This window comes from Pedobacter kyungheensis (assembly GCF_000812965.1).
GTDB classification, from domain to species: Bacteria; Bacteroidota; Bacteroidia; order Sphingobacteriales; family Sphingobacteriaceae; genus Pedobacter; species Pedobacter kyungheensis.
In genome coordinates this window covers 20,230-38,159 of record NZ_JSYN01000040.1, presented here as the reverse complement: position 1 = coordinate 38,159, position 17,930 = coordinate 20,230, and the positions used below count along the sequence as shown (strand labels likewise).

Genomic DNA, 17,930 nt, shown 5'->3' with positions numbered 1-17,930 from the left:
TCTGCACCCTGCCCTCCGGCATAGGAGATTTTCGCAGGAAAAAGCACGAAAAACTTTGCACTGCCTTTCATACCCCCACTGCTCAAGGCAGGACCAAGCGCGTGTACTGGGCTAAGCGCGGGCAAGCGCATAGAAACTGCCGCCATTCAGGTTTTCGTAGGTTTTTACAAGAAAAGATCCAAGCCTTGATTTTTTGTTACTTTTTCATCAAGGAAAAAGTAAAAGCCCTTCGGCGGCTAGCCGAGGCAAGATAGTGCAAAGGAAAAAATAGTAAATGCATTACGATTCCCATCCGATAGCTATCGGATCAGCATGACGAACTGGGATATAAAACAACAAAAAAGGTTCAGCTGTTTCCAGCTGAACCTTCCAGGTTTCATCCCGCATTTGCGGAAATAACAATTATCTTAAATCTACTACTTCAACACCAGGATATTTTTTGGCATCGAAAGCAAAAGTAGTTTCAGGTACATTTACGTTTGGCGAAAAAGTTTTTACGTTATAAGTATATTTGTTTCCGTTTTTATCAAACAATACCACATTGGCAATTTGTTTAGCGGCTTTATCGATACTTAAACGCACTTTAAAAATTGCTTTTTTAGCATCAACAGGCGTTAAATCAATCATCTGGTAAGTTTTAGCACCTGCTTTTTCCTCACCAGTATACACATACTTAAAGCCTTTTTCGTAAACGGTAAAAATTTTAGCCGGATTAATTGCATCGCCGCTGTTATCTACATTGCTTACCTGTACTTCTTTATCTTTTTTCAGGTAAGTCCACTGGCTTTTGCCATCGCTAAATAACTCCTGGTTGGTCATCGCCACTTTATACTTGTTAGAGTTGGCTTTAACATATAAGGTACCTTGCTGGGTTTCTTTTACTTTAGCTTTCGGGTTATCCAAAGTGAAAGTAAAATCTGTTTTAACTACATTGTACGATTTGTATTTCTTACTTACCTCAGCTAAAATTGCTTTAGCTTTCGCATCAGTTTGAGCATAGGTTGATGTGGCGAAAGCGGCCACTACCATAAATGCTGATATTAATTTCTTCATCTTTTCTTTTTTAATTATCTTCTTTGAAACGTTAGAGTAGATTTTTTGGTATTGGTTTAATCTATCTAATCTTTATCATCCATACTGTTCAAGAATTGTTCCAAAGAATATTCGTCAGGGTATAAAACTTCGCGGGCCTTACTTCCTTCAAACGGGCCAACAATTCCTGCAGCCTCCAATTGATCGATAATACGGCCGGCACGGTTGTAACCTAATTTCAGTTTACGCTGAATTAATGAGGTTGAGCCCTGCTGATGCATCACAATCAGCCTCGCAGCATCTTCAAAGAACTTATCGCGCTCGTTCGGATCAAAATCTGCCTTGCTTCCCTCTCCTGCTTCATCAATATATTCTGGCAGCTGATAAGCATCAGAATAGCCACGCTGGTTACCAATATATTCTGAAATACGGTCTACCTCAGGTGTATCAACGAAAGCACACTGTAGCCTGATTAAGTCGCTACCGGTTGATAAAAGCATATCCCCGCGACCAATCAGCTGATCGGCACCACCACTATCTAAAATGGTACGCGAATCGATTTTTGACAGTACCCTGAACGCCAGCCTGGCCGGGAAGTTGGCCTTAATGGTACCCGTAATAATATTTACCGACGGACGCTGCGTAGCCAGTACCAGGTGAATACCAATGGCACGGGCAAGCTGAGCCAAACGCGCAATCGGTGCCTCTACCTCTTTACCAGCCGTCATCATTAAATCGGCAAACTCATCAACCACCAAAACAATAAATGGTAAAAACCTATGACCGTTATTGGGGTTCAGTTTACGCTTGATAAACTTATCGTTATATTCTTTTAAATTCCTTACCTGTGCATCTTTCAACAAATCGTAACGCTGATCCATCTCAATACATAGTGAGTTCAAAGTATTTACCACCTTTTTGGTATCGGTAATAATGGCGTCGGCCTCGCCCGGAAGCTTCGCCAAAAAGTGCCTTTCTATACGGTTAAAAAGGGTTAACTCTACCTTTTTCGGATCGACCAGTACGAACTTTAACTGTGCCGGGTGTTTCTTAAACAAGAGCGAAACCAAAATAGAGTTAATACCTACCGATTTACCTTGTCCGGTTGCCCCTGCTACCAGTAAGTGCGGCATTTTAGCCAAATCGGCAATAAATACTTCGTTACTGATGGTTTTACCCAAAGCAATTGGTAAATCCATGGTATTTTGCACCCATTTCTCGGTATTTAAGATGCTACGCATCGGCACCATTTCGGGGTGTTGGTTAGGTACTTCAATACCAATGGTACCTTTACCCGGCATTGGCGCAATAATACGGATACCCAATGCTGCCAGTGAAAGGGCGATATCGTCTTCGAGGTTTTTGATTTTTGAAATCCTTACCCCAGGAGCCGGGATAATTTCGTAAAGTGTAACGGTCGGACCAATTGTAGCCTTAATCTTATCGATTTCGATATTGTAATGGTTAAGGGTTTCTACAATTTTATTTTTATTGGCTTCCAGCTCTTCGGCATTTACCGAAATTTTATTGGTGCCATAGTTTTCCAGTAAATCAACCGTTGGATATTTGTAGCCCGATAAATCGAGTTTTTCGTCATAATTACCAAACTGTTCTACCAGATCGTCCGATTTAACCTCTTCTTCGGTTTTCTCAATGCTAAAAGCAGGTTCTTTTTCTTCCTCTACTGTTGGCTCAACTACCAAAGGCATAGCCGCAGCTGCTGCACTGGCCAAAGGCAAATTGGTAGCCAAAGGCGATAAAACTACTGGCGGAGTTACTTCTTCTTCAGGTTCTTGTTCTTCGAAACGGCTGGGCTGTAAAGTTACGTTTTGTGGCTTGCGCTCATTGCTAACCGACTTATCGCGCACCGGAAATTCAATTGGCGCTGAAGGTTCTTCGTAAAGGTTTTCGCGACCTGCGTGCTGTGTTCTCACCTCGTTTACAAAATCGGGCACTTCCGAATCGAGATAAACTTCTTTTTCTTTACGTTCAGGGAATTTAAAATCGATGTTATAGGCAATAATTAAAATGGTTAAGCCAGCAAAGGCAATTAAACCGGCAACCCCTGCTGCGCCAATTTGTGCAGCCAGTAATTTGTTGGTCCAGAAACCAAATTCACCTTCGAGATAATGCGGCGACTCTGACCAGAAACTATGTGCAAAACCTAAGGTTAGCGAAATAAATAACAAAAAGAAAAAGCTATAGCCTAATGTTTTAGAGATAGAAAGAATTTTAACTTTAAACAATAAGCGGTAGCCGATAATAAAAAAGGCAAGTACAAATAAGAAGGAGGCAATACCAAACCACTCGTAAATAAACTGATGCGAGAGTAAGGCACCAAATTTACCCAGCCAGTTTTGTACAACCGGGGTAGTTACACCTGCATTTTTCAGTTCTTCGCTGGTTTTAAACAAGTTTCCCCAACCGCCATTTGCATCAATTACATAACTCTGGTCATCTTGCCAGGTAAATAAATAAGAAGTAAATGCAATCAAAAAATAGAGGGAAAGGATTACAAAAAACAGACCCAAAATCTTTATTGCGCGTCCATCCGATAGATCGAATTGGGGCAGAAACTCCCTTTTTTCTTTTGGCTGGCGGTTTGATGTCCCTCTGCCCGATGCATTTTCAGCACCTTTATCTCTGAATGTATTGGTTTTAAACTGGTTACCCCTTGCCGACATTTTCTATCCTAAATAATTATTGATCAACAAATATAAAATAACTGATACGAGTTTTCTATTCCCCATTAAATTAAATAAAAATATTCGTTGGGGCATTAAACCTTAAACACAAAATAGCGTCTATTATTTTAACAACACGCAAGTTGTTACGTTTTATCATAAATGAAACGGATTTTGTTTTAGGTTTTATCCCGTTTGACCTGGAGAGGTGAGACGGGATTTTTTATAATAGCATAGGCCAATAGGTTAGTTGATATTATTTTGAAAAACAGGGTCCTGTGCATTACGTTAAGATTGCCAGTCAAGCTGGCAATGACGGATATTGAAAATGATAGAATATTTTATCGATACAAGGATAGCCCCATATTTATTATAGCATGTATTTTTTACCCATTAGCCCTATTAAAGAGCTTGCAGTTTTTGATTTTTGCTAATTTGCCCTACACTATATATATTTAGGCATTAAAGTTTACAATTCTTTAATTTTTGTTAATTTAAGTCGATTTTTATACAACATTATGGGTATAGCGCAGCTAGAAGAACAAATTGAAGCCGGCAACTTAAATGCGGTAAAGGAAATTTTGGTACAAAACCCCAGATTGGCCGTTACCGATACATCGCACCATATTTCGCCATTATTATTGGCCTGCTACTACAAAAAACAGGATATTGCCGATTTAATTGCAGAATTTGTTGATGATCTTACGCTTTTCGAAGCTTGCGCAGTAGGTAAATTCGATGCCGCTACCTTATTGATATTTCAGAAGCCGGAAAGCATTAACGATTTCTCTGACGATGGCTTTACGCCCCTGGGCCTGGCCTGTTATTTCGGGCACGAAGATTTAGCCCGGTTTTTAGTGTTAAAAGGTGCAGATGTAAATTTAGCCTCGAAAAACGGATTTAACGTTTTCCCGATCCACTCGGCCGTTGCCGCCAATAATTTCAACATTACCAAAATGCTTTTAGATGCCGGGGCTTACCCTAACGTTTGCCAAAAAGCAGGCTTGGCACCATTGCACAGTGCAGCACAATTGGGCAATATTGAATTGATTATTCTATTGCTGGAGCACGGTGCAGAAGTATCATTAAGGATGGAAGGCGGTAAATTACCTGCCGATTTAGCTGCCGAGAAAGGATTTAACGAAATTGCTGAAATTTTAAGAGACGATGATTAGGTCAGTTACAATTTTCAGTTATCAGTTATTTATCATAAAAACCGCAACTGTGAATCGCTAACTGCAAACTGAATACCGCCAACTGAGTACTGCTAATTGCAAACTGTGAATTGCAAACTGTTAACTGAACACTGCCAACTGTGAATTGAGAACTGCTAACTGAAAATTACTCCCAAACCCTTAGCCTCATCCGCTTCATGTAGCTTCTGATATCTAAAACCACCGCGGCCAGGAAATAAAAAAGTATGGGAAAACCTACAGCCAAAAAAGAAGAATAAATAAAAAACAGGCGGACTTTTGCTGTACTCATGTGTAGCTTATTAGCCAGATATGTAGAAACACCAAAACTCTGCTGCTCAAAATAGGTAATAATTCTTTGGAACATTTTAAGCTTATTTTAACACGCTTTAATCACTTTATCAACCAATAAAATAACAATTAACCAACGCATTTACATTGGTTTTCTTATTCTAATTTAGAAATAATAATTGGTAAAGTACAAGTTATCGGCTGAATTATTCCAAAACCAGCTTTTCAAAATCTTGTTTATCTTCGTGTTTGATGAAAAGAATCTGCTGTTCTTCCAGTCCGGAAAATTTTTTAACCAGCTCGGCTTTAAATTGATGAAGATCGACATTCTTATCCAAAATAACAGTTAAGGCATCGGCATTGCCCCTAACTTCGATAATCTGATCGGGATAAAGTTCTTTTAATTCGTGCGGAAATTCCATAATAATCAAATGGTTAGGACAAACATTTTTAAGCCTGTTTTAAAATCTTAATACCAATACCACAAGTTAAACATTTTTTCTGATCGCAATATTGTTTTTTAAGTTGTAAAATACCCTGCGAGGCAAATGCATTTTCAATTTGAACCCCTGCAGCTAAAAATTTTCCGGTTATGGCGTTATCTTCGGCGGGCAGGCTTTCTAATAATTTTATGGCTCTGCTTTGGTAAAATTGGGTATCGGTGTATTTGCCATAGGCAAACAAAAACAAGGCTACGGTATTTAACAAAATATTATCGACAGATGTTTTGCCGATCTGTGTTTTTACACCTACAGCTTCTTTTTTAAAATGATAATGCGATTTCCAGTAATCGTTTACTGGCAAGACATCAAATAAAGTATGTAAATCGGCTACTTTTTTGATTTCGATAATTTTAGAAAAAAGGTGATTGGATTTTAAAATTAGTGCTGCAAATTGTGCCAGCCTGATGGTTGGAAAATTCTGGGGGCGCATGCGCATAAATTTCCAGATCGATGCTTCTAGTGGCTTGATGCGGTATTTCTTTTGCAAAAACTCAAACTCGGTTTTCAACTTTTGCGGGTAAGTTTCGGTAAACTTATCTTTTAAAAATCCGGCAGCTCCAAAAACCAAAGCCTCAATCTGTAATGGATTATCTTTGTGTTTGGCATAAATATTTTGCGGAACAGCCTTGGCCAGCAGCTCAAAAGGTAAAGCATTTACCTTAAAGCCAAAATTGCGCGCCATAAAACGGTAAAAGGTTTCGTCCCAATCTCCTTTCATTTCGCTCAAAGTTTCATTAACAGCCAGTGTTTTCTCTTCGAAACGCGCTACGAGGGTTCTCGATAAAAAAGAATCGACAATTAGCCGGTCTACCTGCCCAATCTGCGCGACACAGGGGAAATCGGTTAAGGTTAAAAAGAGATTTTCATACTTGCTGATGAGCGAAGCGGCAATCCGGTTTTTGAGTTCCAAAACAGGTAATAGCGTACCATCTATGCGTTTAATCTCGGCATCGTGCTCATAAACCACATGAAGGATCACATTTTCGTAGCTCTGATCGTTTTGGTGGTTATGTTTTAACCAATCAGACGATTTGAGGTGAATTTCGACATTTCCGGCCCACAGGGTATCTCCTATTTTAATTTTGGCATGGCTAAAATCCGGGCCTGCATTTCGGTTGAGCAATCCGGGATGGATGATTTCCAGATTTTCGCCAGCAGAGGTTTGCAGCTCGCTGTAATCAAACGACCTGAACTGCCACACATAATGAAGAAAATCTTCCGGAAAATTCATTATGGAAGATAATGAATTTATTTGGTGATAACTAACTTATAAGTTTAAATTTTGAGCTTCTTTAGCGTAATTATTAAAAACATAGGTAATCAAATAGCGATTCCCGCTTTTTTCGAATATAAAGTACCAGGTTAAGGTAATTTAAAACTGAGGGATGAAAGCGTACAATTACTTCCAAGGTAATGAATTAATGTGTTTAATGGCTTCTGCTTTAAATTCAGAAACGGATAAACTTTCATCCCACTGCTCATCAAAAGATATATCGGTTGATGGTGTTTTTACATAAGCTACCTCTTCCTCATTAACCAAATGGAGTTCGCTTTGGTTTAAAACTTGCAGCAGTTCTTTTTTTTGAGCAACCGATAGGTTTTTAACATATTCAAGCAACAGTTTAAAATCTATATTACCAAAAGGGTTAGTCATAAGCCAGGTCTAAACAATTAAATATAAGATTTTTTTGGCAAAAAAGCGGTCAATATTAGGTATGCCCGGCGTTTCGACAAGCTCAACGTGACAACCTACATTAAATTCCTTTTATACCAATCCTGCCTTAATCAAAATCTGCTCCATTTCCTTTTGCAGTTTCAACGCTTCTTCTCTGGCTCTTTCGGCAAAATCTTCACCCTGGCTGGCATAAATAATTCCTCGAGAGGAGTTAATCAATAAACCACACTGTGCATTCAGGCCATATTTGCAAACTTCATTTAAATCGCCTCCTTGTGCACCAACACCTGGTACCAATAGGAAATGATTGGGTGCCAGTTTACGTACATCGCCAAAGGCTGCACCACGGGTTGCACCAACTACGTACATCATTTGTTCATCAGTAGCCCATTGCTGCGAAGCTTTAAGCACTTTTTCGAAAAGTTTGTCTTCTCCAATTTCCTGCAACTGAAAATCGGCATGGCCGGTGTTTGAAGTCAACGCTAAAAGAATAACCCATTTGTTTTCGAAAGTTAAAAAGGGAGTTACCGAATCACTTCCCATATAAGGTGCAACGGTAACCGAATCGAAACTCATTTCAGACGATGCTGCATTAAAAAAAGTTTCGGCGTACATGGCCGAGGTGTTTCCAATATCGCCACGTTTGGCATCAGCAATCGAAAAAGTATCTTTTGGAATATATTTCCAGGTTTCGATTAAAGTTTCCCAGCCTTTTTTACCGTAACATTCGTAAAAAGCAGTATTGGGTTTGTAAGCCACACATAAATCCCGGGTTGCATCAATAATCTGTTTATTGAATTCTAAAATCGGATTTTCATATTTCAAGAGGTGTTTTGGGATCTTATCCATCGCTGAATCTAATCCGACACATAAAAATGAACGTTTTTTTTGAATTTGCTCGAAAAGTTGTTGCTTGGTCATATATGGGCTTATTTGCTGCAAATATGAAGATTTTTAAGCTTTCTGAATAACAAAATCAGGCCTTTGCAAATTATTTTTATAAACATTTTAAACTTTTGTTTGCAGATTACGTTTCAAATACATACAATTGCATCATAATTTCTCAACCGTTTATCTGAATATCCCAGAAAAATTTATCAAGATTTATTTTTTGTTACCATTTTTTAAAAGCAACATTTGCTTTTTATTCAGCTTATAAACAATATAAAACAATTTGAGTATTTTCTAAAAACAGGCTCAATTCGGTTTTATAGCCACAAGAATTTATATACAATGAAATAGTTTGGCTTACCTTAACAGAAATATTTTTAGGCCTGCACAGATTTTATAACCGCATATGTGCGTTATAAGCAAATGAAAAATTTCTTGAAACATATATATTTAGAATGTTCAGCAAAACAGAATTAAATGATAAGCTCACAACAGAATTACGTGAGCTGGCAAAAACCTATGGCATTGAAGGTGCCGACTCCCTTAGAAAAATAGACCTTGTTGAAGTACTTTTACACCAGCAAGAAATTATAAATGCTGCTAAATCAGCCGGCGACCCTTATGCCGATAGCGAACCGGTAGCAGCAGCACCTGCACCAAAAGCTAAAGCTGCAAAAGCAGAAAAAACACCAAAAATTGCCGCTGCAGTAGCAGAAGCAGCTGCTGTTACACCAGAAAAACCGGTAAAAAAGAGAGCGAGGTTACCTAAAGAAGAAACCGCAGCAACTCCGGTGGCTAGAAAAAGAGAATCAGTAACACTTTTCGACGAGCCGCAACCAGAACGCCAGCCCGACCGTGTTTTTGAAGCAGAAGAAAGTGTAAAACCAATTTCGGCTTTAATTGAAGAAAGTGCAGAAGTACTTCCGGTTGCACCAAAGGCAAAGCACGAGCAGAAAGAAAAGCAGGAGAAACAGGAAAAACCTCAACGTGATGAAAACCGTCAGCAAAAACAACCGGGCGGAGGTAACCACCACAAAAACGAAAACAGTTATTCTAACTTAGATTTCGATAACGTAATTACAAACGAAGGTGTATTGGAAATTATGCCTGATGGTTACGGTTTCTTACGCTCGGCAGATTACAATTACCTTACTTCTCCTGATGATATTTATGTATCACAATCGCAAATAAAACTTTTTGGCTTAAAAACAGGCGATACCGTAAAAGGTAGCATCCGCCCGCCAAAAGAAGGCGAAAAATATTTTCCATTGGTACGCGTAGAAACCATTAATGGCAGAGTTCCTGCAGATGTACGCGACCGTGTTCCTTTTGATTACTTAACACCGCTTTTCCCGACTGAAAGATTAAACCTGTTTACGGATACGAACAACTACTCTACCCGTATTATGGATTTATTTACACCAATTGGTAAAGGTCAGCGTGGTTTAATTGTTGCGCAACCTAAAACAGGTAAAACCAATTTATTAAAAGAGGTTGCCAATGCAATTGCCAAAAACCACCCAGAAGTTTATTTAATTATCCTTTTAATTGATGAGCGTCCGGAAGAGGTTACCGATATGGCCCGCAGTGTAAGAGCAGAAGTAATTGCTTCTACTTTTGATGAGCCGGCAGAGCGTCACGTTAAAATTGCCAATATTGTATTGGAAAAATCGAAACGTTTGGTAGAAAGTGGTCACGATGTGGTAATCCTTTTAGATTCGATTACACGTTTAGCACGTGCTTATAACACTACTGCCCCTGCATCTGGTAAAATTTTATCGGGTGGTGTTGATGCCAATGCTTTACACAAACCAAAACGTTTCTTCGGTGCAGCACGTAACATCGAAAACGGTGGTTCGTTAACGATTTTGGCTACTGCTTTAACCGATACCGGTTCTAAAATGGACGAGGTAATCTTCGAAGAATTTAAAGGTACGGGTAACATGGAGCTTCAGTTAGACCGTAAACTATCGAACAAACGTATTTTCCCTGCAATTGATATTACTGCATCGAGCACACGTCGCGACGATTTATTACACGACAGGGATACCCTGCAACGTGTTTGGATTTTACGCAACCACCTTGCCGATATGAACAGCCAGGAAGCGATGGAATTTGTTCAATCGCAAATTAAAGGCACGAAAAGCAACGAAGAATTCTTAATTTCGATGAATAGCTAAATAAAGTTCAGCGTTTGGAGTTTGGCGTTACGCGTTTCAATCTCCAAACGCTTAGCGCTTACCGCCATGCTAAAAAAAAACATCCCTAATGCGATTACCTGTGCAAACCTTTTTTCGGGTTGTATCGGAATCGTTTTTGCGTTTAAAGGCGATTTACAAACCGCAGCTTACTTTGTGGTATTTTCAGGTATTTTCGATTTCTTTGATGGTATGGTGGCCCGGTTGCTGAATGTGAAATCGGCCATTGGCAAAGACCTCGATTCTTTAGCCGACATGGTGAGTTTTGGCTTTTTACCGGGGGTGGTTATGTTTCAGCTCTTAAAACTAAGCGATTACCCTTCTGAATACCTGCCTTACCTGGGCTTCATTATTACTGTTTTTTCGGCACTAAGATTGGCTAAATTTAACAATGATGCACGCCAAACGGAAGATTTTATTGGCTTAAACACGCCGATGAATACGCTGTTTATCTGCTCTTTACCCTATATCGCAGTAGATTATCCGCAGGTAATTTATTCAAGCATATTGCTGATTGCCATTACAGCCATTACCAGTTTGCTGCTGGTAAGCGAAATCAGGATATTCTCTTTAAAATTCAGCGATTTGAGCTGGGCTAAAAATAAAATCAAGTTTATCTTTTTAATATTATCGGCCTTGTTAATTGCTTTCTTAAAATTTGCCGCAATTCCCTTTGTACTGGTACTTTACATTGCGCTGTCGCTATTGTATTTTAAAGATAAACCGATGCCGGAAAATAATTAATCAGCTTCGCTCCTTTTTGCTTCCAATCTGTCTTTTTCGGCCTCAATCAATTTATTAATTTCGGCACTTTCCGCTTTTAGGGTTTGAATATCGGCGGGTATACTGGCTAATTCAATTCTGTTTTGTGCTTTTTGCTCTATTTCCTGCACCAAATCCCTGACATCAGGACAACCCACATAAGCAAAAATGGGCTTAATTTTATGCGCGTAACGAGCCACTTTATCCCAATCCAGCTGGTTTAAGGCTTGATCCAATTCTTCGAAATAAATGGGCATTTGCTTTAAAAAAGTTTCAAACACCTCGATTAATCCTTCAGCATCATCGCCTACCATATTAATCACATACGAAAAATCTAAAACACGTTTTTGCATCGGCTTAGCTTTATGAATTATAATCTTTTAACGGGTAATGGATCGTTAAGGCTTTGGCTAATGCTTAACATGCTTTGCCCCAGTACCGGATGAACCACATCTGGCGCAATTTCGGCTAATGGCTCCATCACAAACCTCCGGTTTTGCATGTGCGGGTGCGGCACCTGCAATTTATCGGGAATATCGATAATTTCATCGCCAAAAAGAATCAGGTCGATATCAATTAAGCGCTCACCCCATTTATCTTTTCTTACACGACCCAGCTCCTGCTCAATGGCCAAAGCCCTTGTTAAAACCTCTAAAGCAGTTAAATTGGTTTTGAGCGCTACAGCCTGATTTAGGAAAGACGGTTGATCTGTTTTACCCCAGGCGGCTGTTTCGTACAAGGCCGAAACCAAAATCACCTCACCTACCTGCGCACTTAAAAGCGCAATGGCTTGTTCCAAATTGGCTTCCCTGTCTCCTAAATTTCCACCCAGTAACAAATAAGCCGTACTGCACTCTAAAGCCTTATTAAGCATCATGTATTTTTATATCTTTACAGCACAAAACTAAAACATTTAAATGAGAGAATTCTTTAAGTATTTATTTGCCTCTATGTTGGGCTTTTTCTTATCGATGATAATTATCTTTATTGTCTGCTTCGTTATTATTGTGGGCGTAATTTCATCAATCGATAATGATAAAACCGTTATTGTATCCAACAATTCGGTACTGTTCTTAAATTTAGATCAGGCCATTACCGAACGTACCCCTAAAAACCCATTTGGCAGTTTGCCCATTGTAGGTAGCGAAGAAAAAGATGGTATTGGTTTAAACGATTTCCTTAAATCGGTACAAAGAGCCAAAACCGACGATAACATTAAATGTATTTACCTGAATGTAAGCAGTCCGAATGCTGGTTTTGCTACCCTGCGCGAGGTAAGAAATGCGTTGATCGATTTTAAAAAATCGCACAAAAAAATTATTGCCTACAGCGAGGTGTATACCCAGGGAGCTTACTATTTGGCATCAGTTGCCGATAAGGTATACTTAAATCCCGAAGGTGCTTTAGAATTTAAAGGTTTTAGCTCTGAACTTACCTTTTTTAAAGGAACTTTAGAAAAAGTGGGGGTAGAAATGCAGGTTATCCGTGTTGGAAATTACAAAAGCGCTGTAGAACCGTTCATTTTAGATAAAATGAGCGATTATAACCGCAAACAGGTTACTGCTTATGTGGGTGGCTTATACAACACTTTCTTAACCGATATTGCCCAAAGCAGAAATATTGTAAAAGATAGCCTGAACAGCATTGCCGATAATTACAGGATACAAAAACCTGAGGATGCTGTTAATTTCAAAATGGTTGATGCGTTAAAATACAAAGACCAGATTTTAGAAGAATTAAAAGGCCTATCTGGACGTACGCGTGGCGAAAATATCCGCACGGTTAGCATTAACGATTATGCCAAAAACAATACCTCGACCGGTACAGGTAAAGATAAAGTGGCAATAATTTATGCCAATGGCGAAATTAACGGCGGCGAGGGTAACGATAACCAGATTGGTTCAGAGCGTATTTCGAGAGCGATTAGAAAAGCGCGCCAGGATGACGACATTAAAGCCGTTGTAATCCGCGTAAACTCACCAGGCGGTAGCGCATTGGCTTCTGATGTGATTTGGAGAGAGATTGTGCTGACCAAAAAAGAAAAACCGGTAATTGCATCCTTTGGCGATGTGGCTGCATCAGGTGGTTATTACATTGGCTGTGCTGCCGATAGCATTTTTGTGCAACCCAATACCATTACGGGCTCAATTGGTGTGTTTGGCATTATCCCGAACTTTCAAAACCTGATGACCAACAAACTGGGAATTACTTTCGACGGTGTTAAAACCGGTAAATACGCCGATATTATGGCCACTAACCGCCCCATGACTGCAGGAGAACGTTTTATTATCCAGAATGAACTAAACCGGATTTACAGTGGTTTTGTGAGTCGCGTAGCCGATGGTCGTAAGAAAAGTAAAGCTTATATTGATAGTATTGGTGGCGGCCACGTTTGGATCGGAACAGATGCTGTTCAAATTGGTCTGGCTGATAGAATTGGTAGTTTTAACGACGCGGTTAAAGCTGCAGCCAAAAAAGCAAAGCTTAAAGATTATAAAGTTGTAGAATATCCTGAGGTGATCGATCCATGGAAATCGTTAATGGACGAAAGTACCGATAAGGTTAAAACCTATTACACCAAACAGGAACTTGGCGAAAATTATTTCCTTTACCAGCAAATGAAAAAAGTATTAGCCAGCTCGGGTATCCAGGCCAGGATGCCGTTTGAAGCTGTTATTAAGTAAAACCCAGACCTCGCAGGTTTTTAAAACCTGCGAGGTTTAAATCGATGTACCAAAGTATAGCCCAATATATGTTGGTTACAGTTAATTGACTACTCCTAACCGATGAGTCATATCGAACTCTCCCATATCAGCATTGCAAACAAGATGAACATAAAAACATCCAACAGCAATTGCAAATTCAAATACCGATTAATCCCTAAATACATTTTTCTTTATCATTTTACAGATTTCAAATAAAAACTGTTCAATTTTTGCGAAGAGATTTTTTTTAGTAATTTTAAGTTACTATCCCATTTATCCGCATTCGTGACAGATCCCAACACGATGCTATTAGATTTTTACTAGCAAAGTATTGTGATGAAAAAGAAAATTCTACTATATCTTATATGTTTGTGCAATTTCGCATCTGCCCAAAAACCAGAGATTACCAAACTCGATAAAAGCAAAATCTCCATCAAGGATGCTGACAGCATAATTACGAAGGTTATGAGGGCAGCTAACGTTCAGGGGCTAGATATCGCTATCCTGAATAACAGCAAAACCAGCTTTATTAAATCTTATGGTTATCGGAACAAACCCGCAAATAAACTGCTGGATACTGCTACCATTGTTTATGCCGCATCATTCAGCAAGGCCGTTTTTAGTTACCTCACCATGAAACTGGTTCAGGAAAATATATTGGACCTTGATAAACCCCTATATCAATACCTTAGTAAATCTATTGGCTATTACCCGTATTTTTCTGTCCTAGAAAATGACGATAGGTGGAAGTTAATTACTGCAAGAATGTGTCTCAATCACACAACTGGATTACCCAATGTACGCATTTTCAATCCCATTACCTCTGAACTTGATACAACCGCACAACTTAAAATTTATTTTCCGCCAGGCTCCAAATATGCCTATTCCGGAGAAGGATTTAAACTCTTGCAACTGGTTGAAGAAGAAATTACCGGTAAAACGCTTGATGAATTATCCGTCGAAAAAATTTTTAAGCCCTTAGGCATGAACCGTACAGGCTATATTTGGCATGATTCCTTTGGTGATGATAATGTAGCTGTTGGTCATTTTAATAACGGAGCAATCGATATCAAGAGAAAAAGAACTGTTGGTGTTGCTGGCGGATCACTAGTAACCACGATAGCCGATTACGCTAAATTTATAGAACAAATCATTCAGCGAAAGGGATTGAAAAGAAATTTGTTTAATGAAATGATCAGTCCGCAGGTTAATATCTACTCAAAAACACAATTCCCTCCTATCACTTTCGAAATTACAGATGAGAACAGAGATATTAAGTTAGCCTATGGTTTAGGTTGGGGCCTGATTGAATGTAAAAAATACGGAAAAGCTTTTTTCAAAGAAGGTAATGGTGATTCATGGAGGAATTATAACATCAATTTTATTGATCAAGGAATTTCCATCATCATCATGACCAATAGTGAAAATGGAGAAAATATATTCCAGGAGCTTATTGAAAAACTTATTGGTGAAACCTGTATTCCATGGAAATGGCAGGGATATATCCCTTATAATGCCAGGCACTAGCTTTGAATGATAAAAAATTGCGGTCGTCACACATGCTACTCAATCATCTTCCACTCCGGATGCAACGTAAGATAAGTTCCATTAACAGGAATGTTCTCTGCATGAACCGTTAAGGCCACACTTTTCCCTTTTAAAAATTCGAAACTGATTCCGTTTTTTTTCGAATCGTAAACCAACACCGTATCTTTTTGTGCATTCAAATAGCTTGTAACCTGCTTCAGGTCCGGAAATTTCGATTGCAAGGCACTTAACGTATTACCAAGCCTAAAACCATCGGCGGTTTTAAATTTATCAGAAGTAACCCTGATTTGTTTAACCTCCTTTACACGCATACTGGTATCGCGGTAAGCCGAATAAACCGCGATTTCGTTTTTTTGTCCTCCGGTAGAATCATTCCCATACCAAATGCCCCAGGCTTTACCCATGGCTGCATCGACGGCATCGGCCTTACCCAGTTTTTGCCCCACCTGCTCCATATCGGCTCCGATAGCAATTTCGCCAACCGAACGCCCGGCTACAACTAAAAATCGCTGATCTGTGGTTTGCCCGCCAACAGTTGAAACCTGGGTTAACGAGTCGTTTTGTTCGGCCTGCCTGCGGTTGGCCGACTGGCAGGCTACTACACTTATACTTAGGCCTAAAAGGATAAACTTTATCGATTTCATTTCTATTAAACAATGCCCGGGCTAAATTGTGTTTATAAAATTAGCAGCGCTTGATCGTAATTTGAGGCTTTATTTTCTAATTTTACAGCTTATGGAAAATAAAACCATCGCCCGTACTTTACGCCTCTTATCTCAGTTAATGGAATTGCATGAAGAGAATCCTTTTAAAATAAAATCGATTGCCAATGCTTATTTTAAGGTAGATAAACTGCCTTTTGCACTAAAAGATAAGCCCATTGCAGAAATTGATAAAATTGATGGGATTGGCAAAGGACTGGCTTCCAAAATTATCGAACTACTTGAAACCGGCGAGCTGCAGGAGTTAAACGAAATTGTACAGCAAACGCCAGAGGGCGTAGTAGAAATGCTGGGGATTAAAGGCATTGGCCCGAAAAAAATCCTCATCATTTGGCGCGACCTCGGTATCGAAACCATCGGCGAATTATATTACGCCTGTAACGAGAACCGCCTCATCGAAGCCAAAGGTTTCGGTTTAAAAACCCAGGAAGAAATTAAAAATGCCATTGAGTTTAAACTGGCTGCCAACGGGCGCTTTTTATATGCCCAGGTTGAAGGTTTTGCGCAAACCTTATTTACCCAACTATCAGAATGGTTGGGCAAAACAGATAAAGACTCGCTTTTAGGCTTTGCCGGCCAGTATCGCCGTGCTTGCGAAATTATTGATGAACTCGAAATTGTAATAGGTGCAGATCACACTGAAGCCGTTAAGCTTAACCTACCCGCTTTTGAACCACTTACACTTATAGAAACCGAAAATGCTTTTATCTGCACGACTGAAGCTGGTTTCAGGATAAAAATACATGTTGTTGAAAAAGCCGTTTTCTATTTGCAATGGTTTAAATTAACCGGCAATGCAGAACATGTGGCTAAGGTTTTAGCCTTGGCCGGCGAAGGACCATTCGCCAACGAGGAAGAAATTTACAGTAAGGCGGGTTTATCCTTTATTTTACCTGAGCTTCGCGAAGATTTCGATGAAATTGAGCTGGCCAAAACCAATCAGCTTCCAACCTTAATCCGCTACGAAGATTTAAAAGGTAGTTTGCATAACCACTCTACCTGGAGTGATGGTGTGCATACACTGGAGCAAATGGCTCTTTATTGTAAAGACAACCTGAACCTGCAATACCTGGGTATTTGCGATCACTCTAAAACTGCAGTTTACGCCAAAGGTTTAAATGAGCAGCGTGTTTTTGCACAACACCAGGAAATTGACGAACTGAATAAAAAACTGGCACCATTTAAAATTTTTAAAGGTATTGAGAGCGATATCCTGGGCGATGGTTCTTTAGATTATTCGGATGATATCCTTAAAACTTTTGATTTTGTTGTGGCCTCTGTACACAGCAATTTACGCATGGATGAAGCAAAAGCGACTGCCCGTTTGTTAAAAGCTATTGAAAACCCTTACACCACTATTTTAGGTCACCCTACCGGCCGTTTGTTACTGAGCAGGGCCGGCTATCCGATTGATTACAAAAAAATTATCGATGCCTGTGCAGCCAACAAAGTGGTAATCGAAATCAACGCCAACCCGCTACGTTTAGATTTAGACTGGCGCTGGCACCGTTATGCACTAGAAAAAGGCGTTTTATTGTCGGTAAACCCCGATGCACACCGTACCGAAGGTTTTCATGATATGCATTACGGTATCCTGGTAGCCCGTAAAGGAGGGTTAAGTGCTGACAAGTGTTTAAATGCGTTTAATTTAGAGGAGATCACAGCGTATTTTGAAAGTAAGAAGGGTTAGCGGTTAGCGAAAAAACAGCGCCTAAATGATGTTATT

General features: G+C 39.5%; 17 protein-coding genes. 7 read left to right on the top strand and 10 right to left on the bottom strand.

Going from position 1 to position 17,930, the window contains the following annotated elements:
- On the top strand, window positions 1-254 hold a 254-nt coding region (locus tag OC25_RS28260; protein WP_209435632.1), incomplete at its 5' end, for a hypothetical protein.
- 148 nt (window positions 255-402) lie between these two features.
- Here OC25_RS28260 and lolA1 read toward each other — a convergent pair.
- The gene (gene lolA1, locus OC25_RS24725; protein WP_039482439.1) at window positions 403-1,053 is read right to left on the bottom strand and encodes an outer membrane lipoprotein periplasmic chaperone LolA1; all 651 of its coding nucleotides are present in this window, start codon (window positions 1,051-1,053) and stop codon (window positions 403-405) included.
- Between the two features lie 65 nt (window positions 1,054-1,118).
- The gene (locus OC25_RS24720) at window positions 1,119-3,716 is read right to left on the bottom strand and encodes an FtsK/SpoIIIE family DNA translocase (RefSeq protein ID WP_039482436.1); all 2,598 of its coding nucleotides are present in this window, start codon (window positions 3,714-3,716) and stop codon (window positions 1,119-1,121) included.
- A gap of 518 nt (window positions 3,717-4,234) precedes the next feature.
- Between OC25_RS24720 and OC25_RS24715 the strand changes: the two genes are divergently transcribed.
- Window positions 4,235-4,891, top strand: coding sequence for an ankyrin repeat domain-containing protein (locus OC25_RS24715; RefSeq protein WP_039482434.1), 657 nt, complete (start codon window positions 4,235-4,237; stop codon window positions 4,889-4,891).
- Window positions 4,892-5,057: 166 nt separating this feature from the next.
- Here OC25_RS24715 and OC25_RS24710 read toward each other — a convergent pair whose 3' ends face one another.
- From OC25_RS24710 to pyrF, 5 genes are all read right to left on the bottom strand, one after another.
- Window positions 5,058-5,276, bottom strand: coding sequence for a PspC family transcriptional regulator (locus OC25_RS24710; protein ID WP_039482430.1), 219 nt, complete (start codon window positions 5,274-5,276; stop codon window positions 5,058-5,060).
- A 130-nt stretch (window positions 5,277-5,406) separates the two neighbouring features.
- A complete protein-coding gene (locus tag OC25_RS24705; protein ID WP_039482425.1) occupies window positions 5,407-5,622 on the bottom strand; it encodes a hypothetical protein in 216 nt (71 codons plus the stop codon).
- Between the two features lie 28 nt (window positions 5,623-5,650).
- Window positions 5,651-6,934 (bottom strand): DUF2851 family protein, encoded by a 1,284-nt coding sequence (locus OC25_RS24700; RefSeq protein ID WP_039482423.1) that lies wholly within the window; start codon window positions 6,932-6,934, stop codon window positions 5,651-5,653.
- 168 nt (window positions 6,935-7,102) lie between these two features.
- Entirely contained in the window at window positions 7,103-7,357 is a 255-nt protein-coding gene (locus tag OC25_RS24695; RefSeq protein ID WP_039482419.1) for a hypothetical protein, read from the bottom strand.
- Window positions 7,358-7,468: 111 nt separating this feature from the next.
- Window positions 7,469-8,299, bottom strand: coding sequence for an orotidine-5'-phosphate decarboxylase (gene pyrF / locus OC25_RS24690; protein WP_039482414.1), 831 nt, complete (start codon window positions 8,297-8,299; stop codon window positions 7,469-7,471).
- Window positions 8,300-8,724: 425 nt separating this feature from the next.
- On the opposite strand from pyrF, the gene rho reads away from it, so the two are divergent.
- Window positions 8,725-10,449 (top strand): transcription termination factor Rho, encoded by a 1,725-nt coding sequence (gene rho, locus OC25_RS24685; protein ID WP_039482412.1) that lies wholly within the window; start codon window positions 8,725-8,727, stop codon window positions 10,447-10,449.
- Window positions 10,450-10,515: 66 nt separating this feature from the next.
- A complete protein-coding gene (gene pssA, locus OC25_RS24680) occupies window positions 10,516-11,211 on the top strand; it encodes a CDP-diacylglycerol--serine O-phosphatidyltransferase (RefSeq protein ID WP_039482409.1) in 696 nt (231 codons plus the stop codon).
- Here pssA and OC25_RS24675 read toward each other — a convergent pair.
- On the bottom strand, window positions 11,208-11,582 hold the full coding sequence (locus OC25_RS24675; RefSeq protein ID WP_039482405.1) for an Hpt domain-containing protein: 375 nt from the start codon (window positions 11,580-11,582) through the stop codon (window positions 11,208-11,210). The two genes, pssA and OC25_RS24675, sit on opposite strands and share 4 nt — an antisense overlap.
- 17 nt (window positions 11,583-11,599) lie before the next feature.
- Window positions 11,600-12,106: a 2-amino-4-hydroxy-6-hydroxymethyldihydropteridine diphosphokinase gene (gene folK, locus OC25_RS24670; RefSeq protein ID WP_052266437.1), complete on the bottom strand. Its 507-nt coding sequence runs from the start codon at window positions 12,104-12,106 to the stop codon at window positions 11,600-11,602.
- 40 nt (window positions 12,107-12,146) lie between these two features.
- On the opposite strand from folK, the gene sppA reads away from it, so the two are divergent.
- Both sppA and OC25_RS24660 read left to right on the top strand, forming a co-directional pair.
- On the top strand, window positions 12,147-13,913 hold the full coding sequence (gene sppA, locus OC25_RS24665; protein ID WP_039482402.1) for a signal peptide peptidase SppA: 1,767 nt from the start codon (window positions 12,147-12,149) through the stop codon (window positions 13,911-13,913).
- Window positions 13,914-14,270: 357 nt separating this feature from the next.
- Entirely contained in the window at window positions 14,271-15,461 is a 1,191-nt protein-coding gene (locus OC25_RS24660) for a serine hydrolase domain-containing protein (protein ID WP_039482400.1), read from the top strand.
- Between the two features lie 35 nt (window positions 15,462-15,496).
- Here the strand turns inward: OC25_RS24660 and OC25_RS24655 are convergent, their stop codons facing one another.
- On the bottom strand, window positions 15,497-16,126 hold the full coding sequence (locus OC25_RS24655) for a hypothetical protein (RefSeq protein ID WP_039482397.1): 630 nt from the start codon (window positions 16,124-16,126) through the stop codon (window positions 15,497-15,499).
- A gap of 91 nt (window positions 16,127-16,217) precedes the next feature.
- Here OC25_RS24655 and OC25_RS24650 point away from each other — a divergent pair, with 91 nt between their 5' ends.
- Entirely contained in the window at window positions 16,218-17,894 is a 1,677-nt protein-coding gene (locus OC25_RS24650) for a helix-hairpin-helix domain-containing protein (protein ID WP_039482394.1), read from the top strand.
- Window positions 17,895-17,930: the final 36 nt, after the last annotated feature.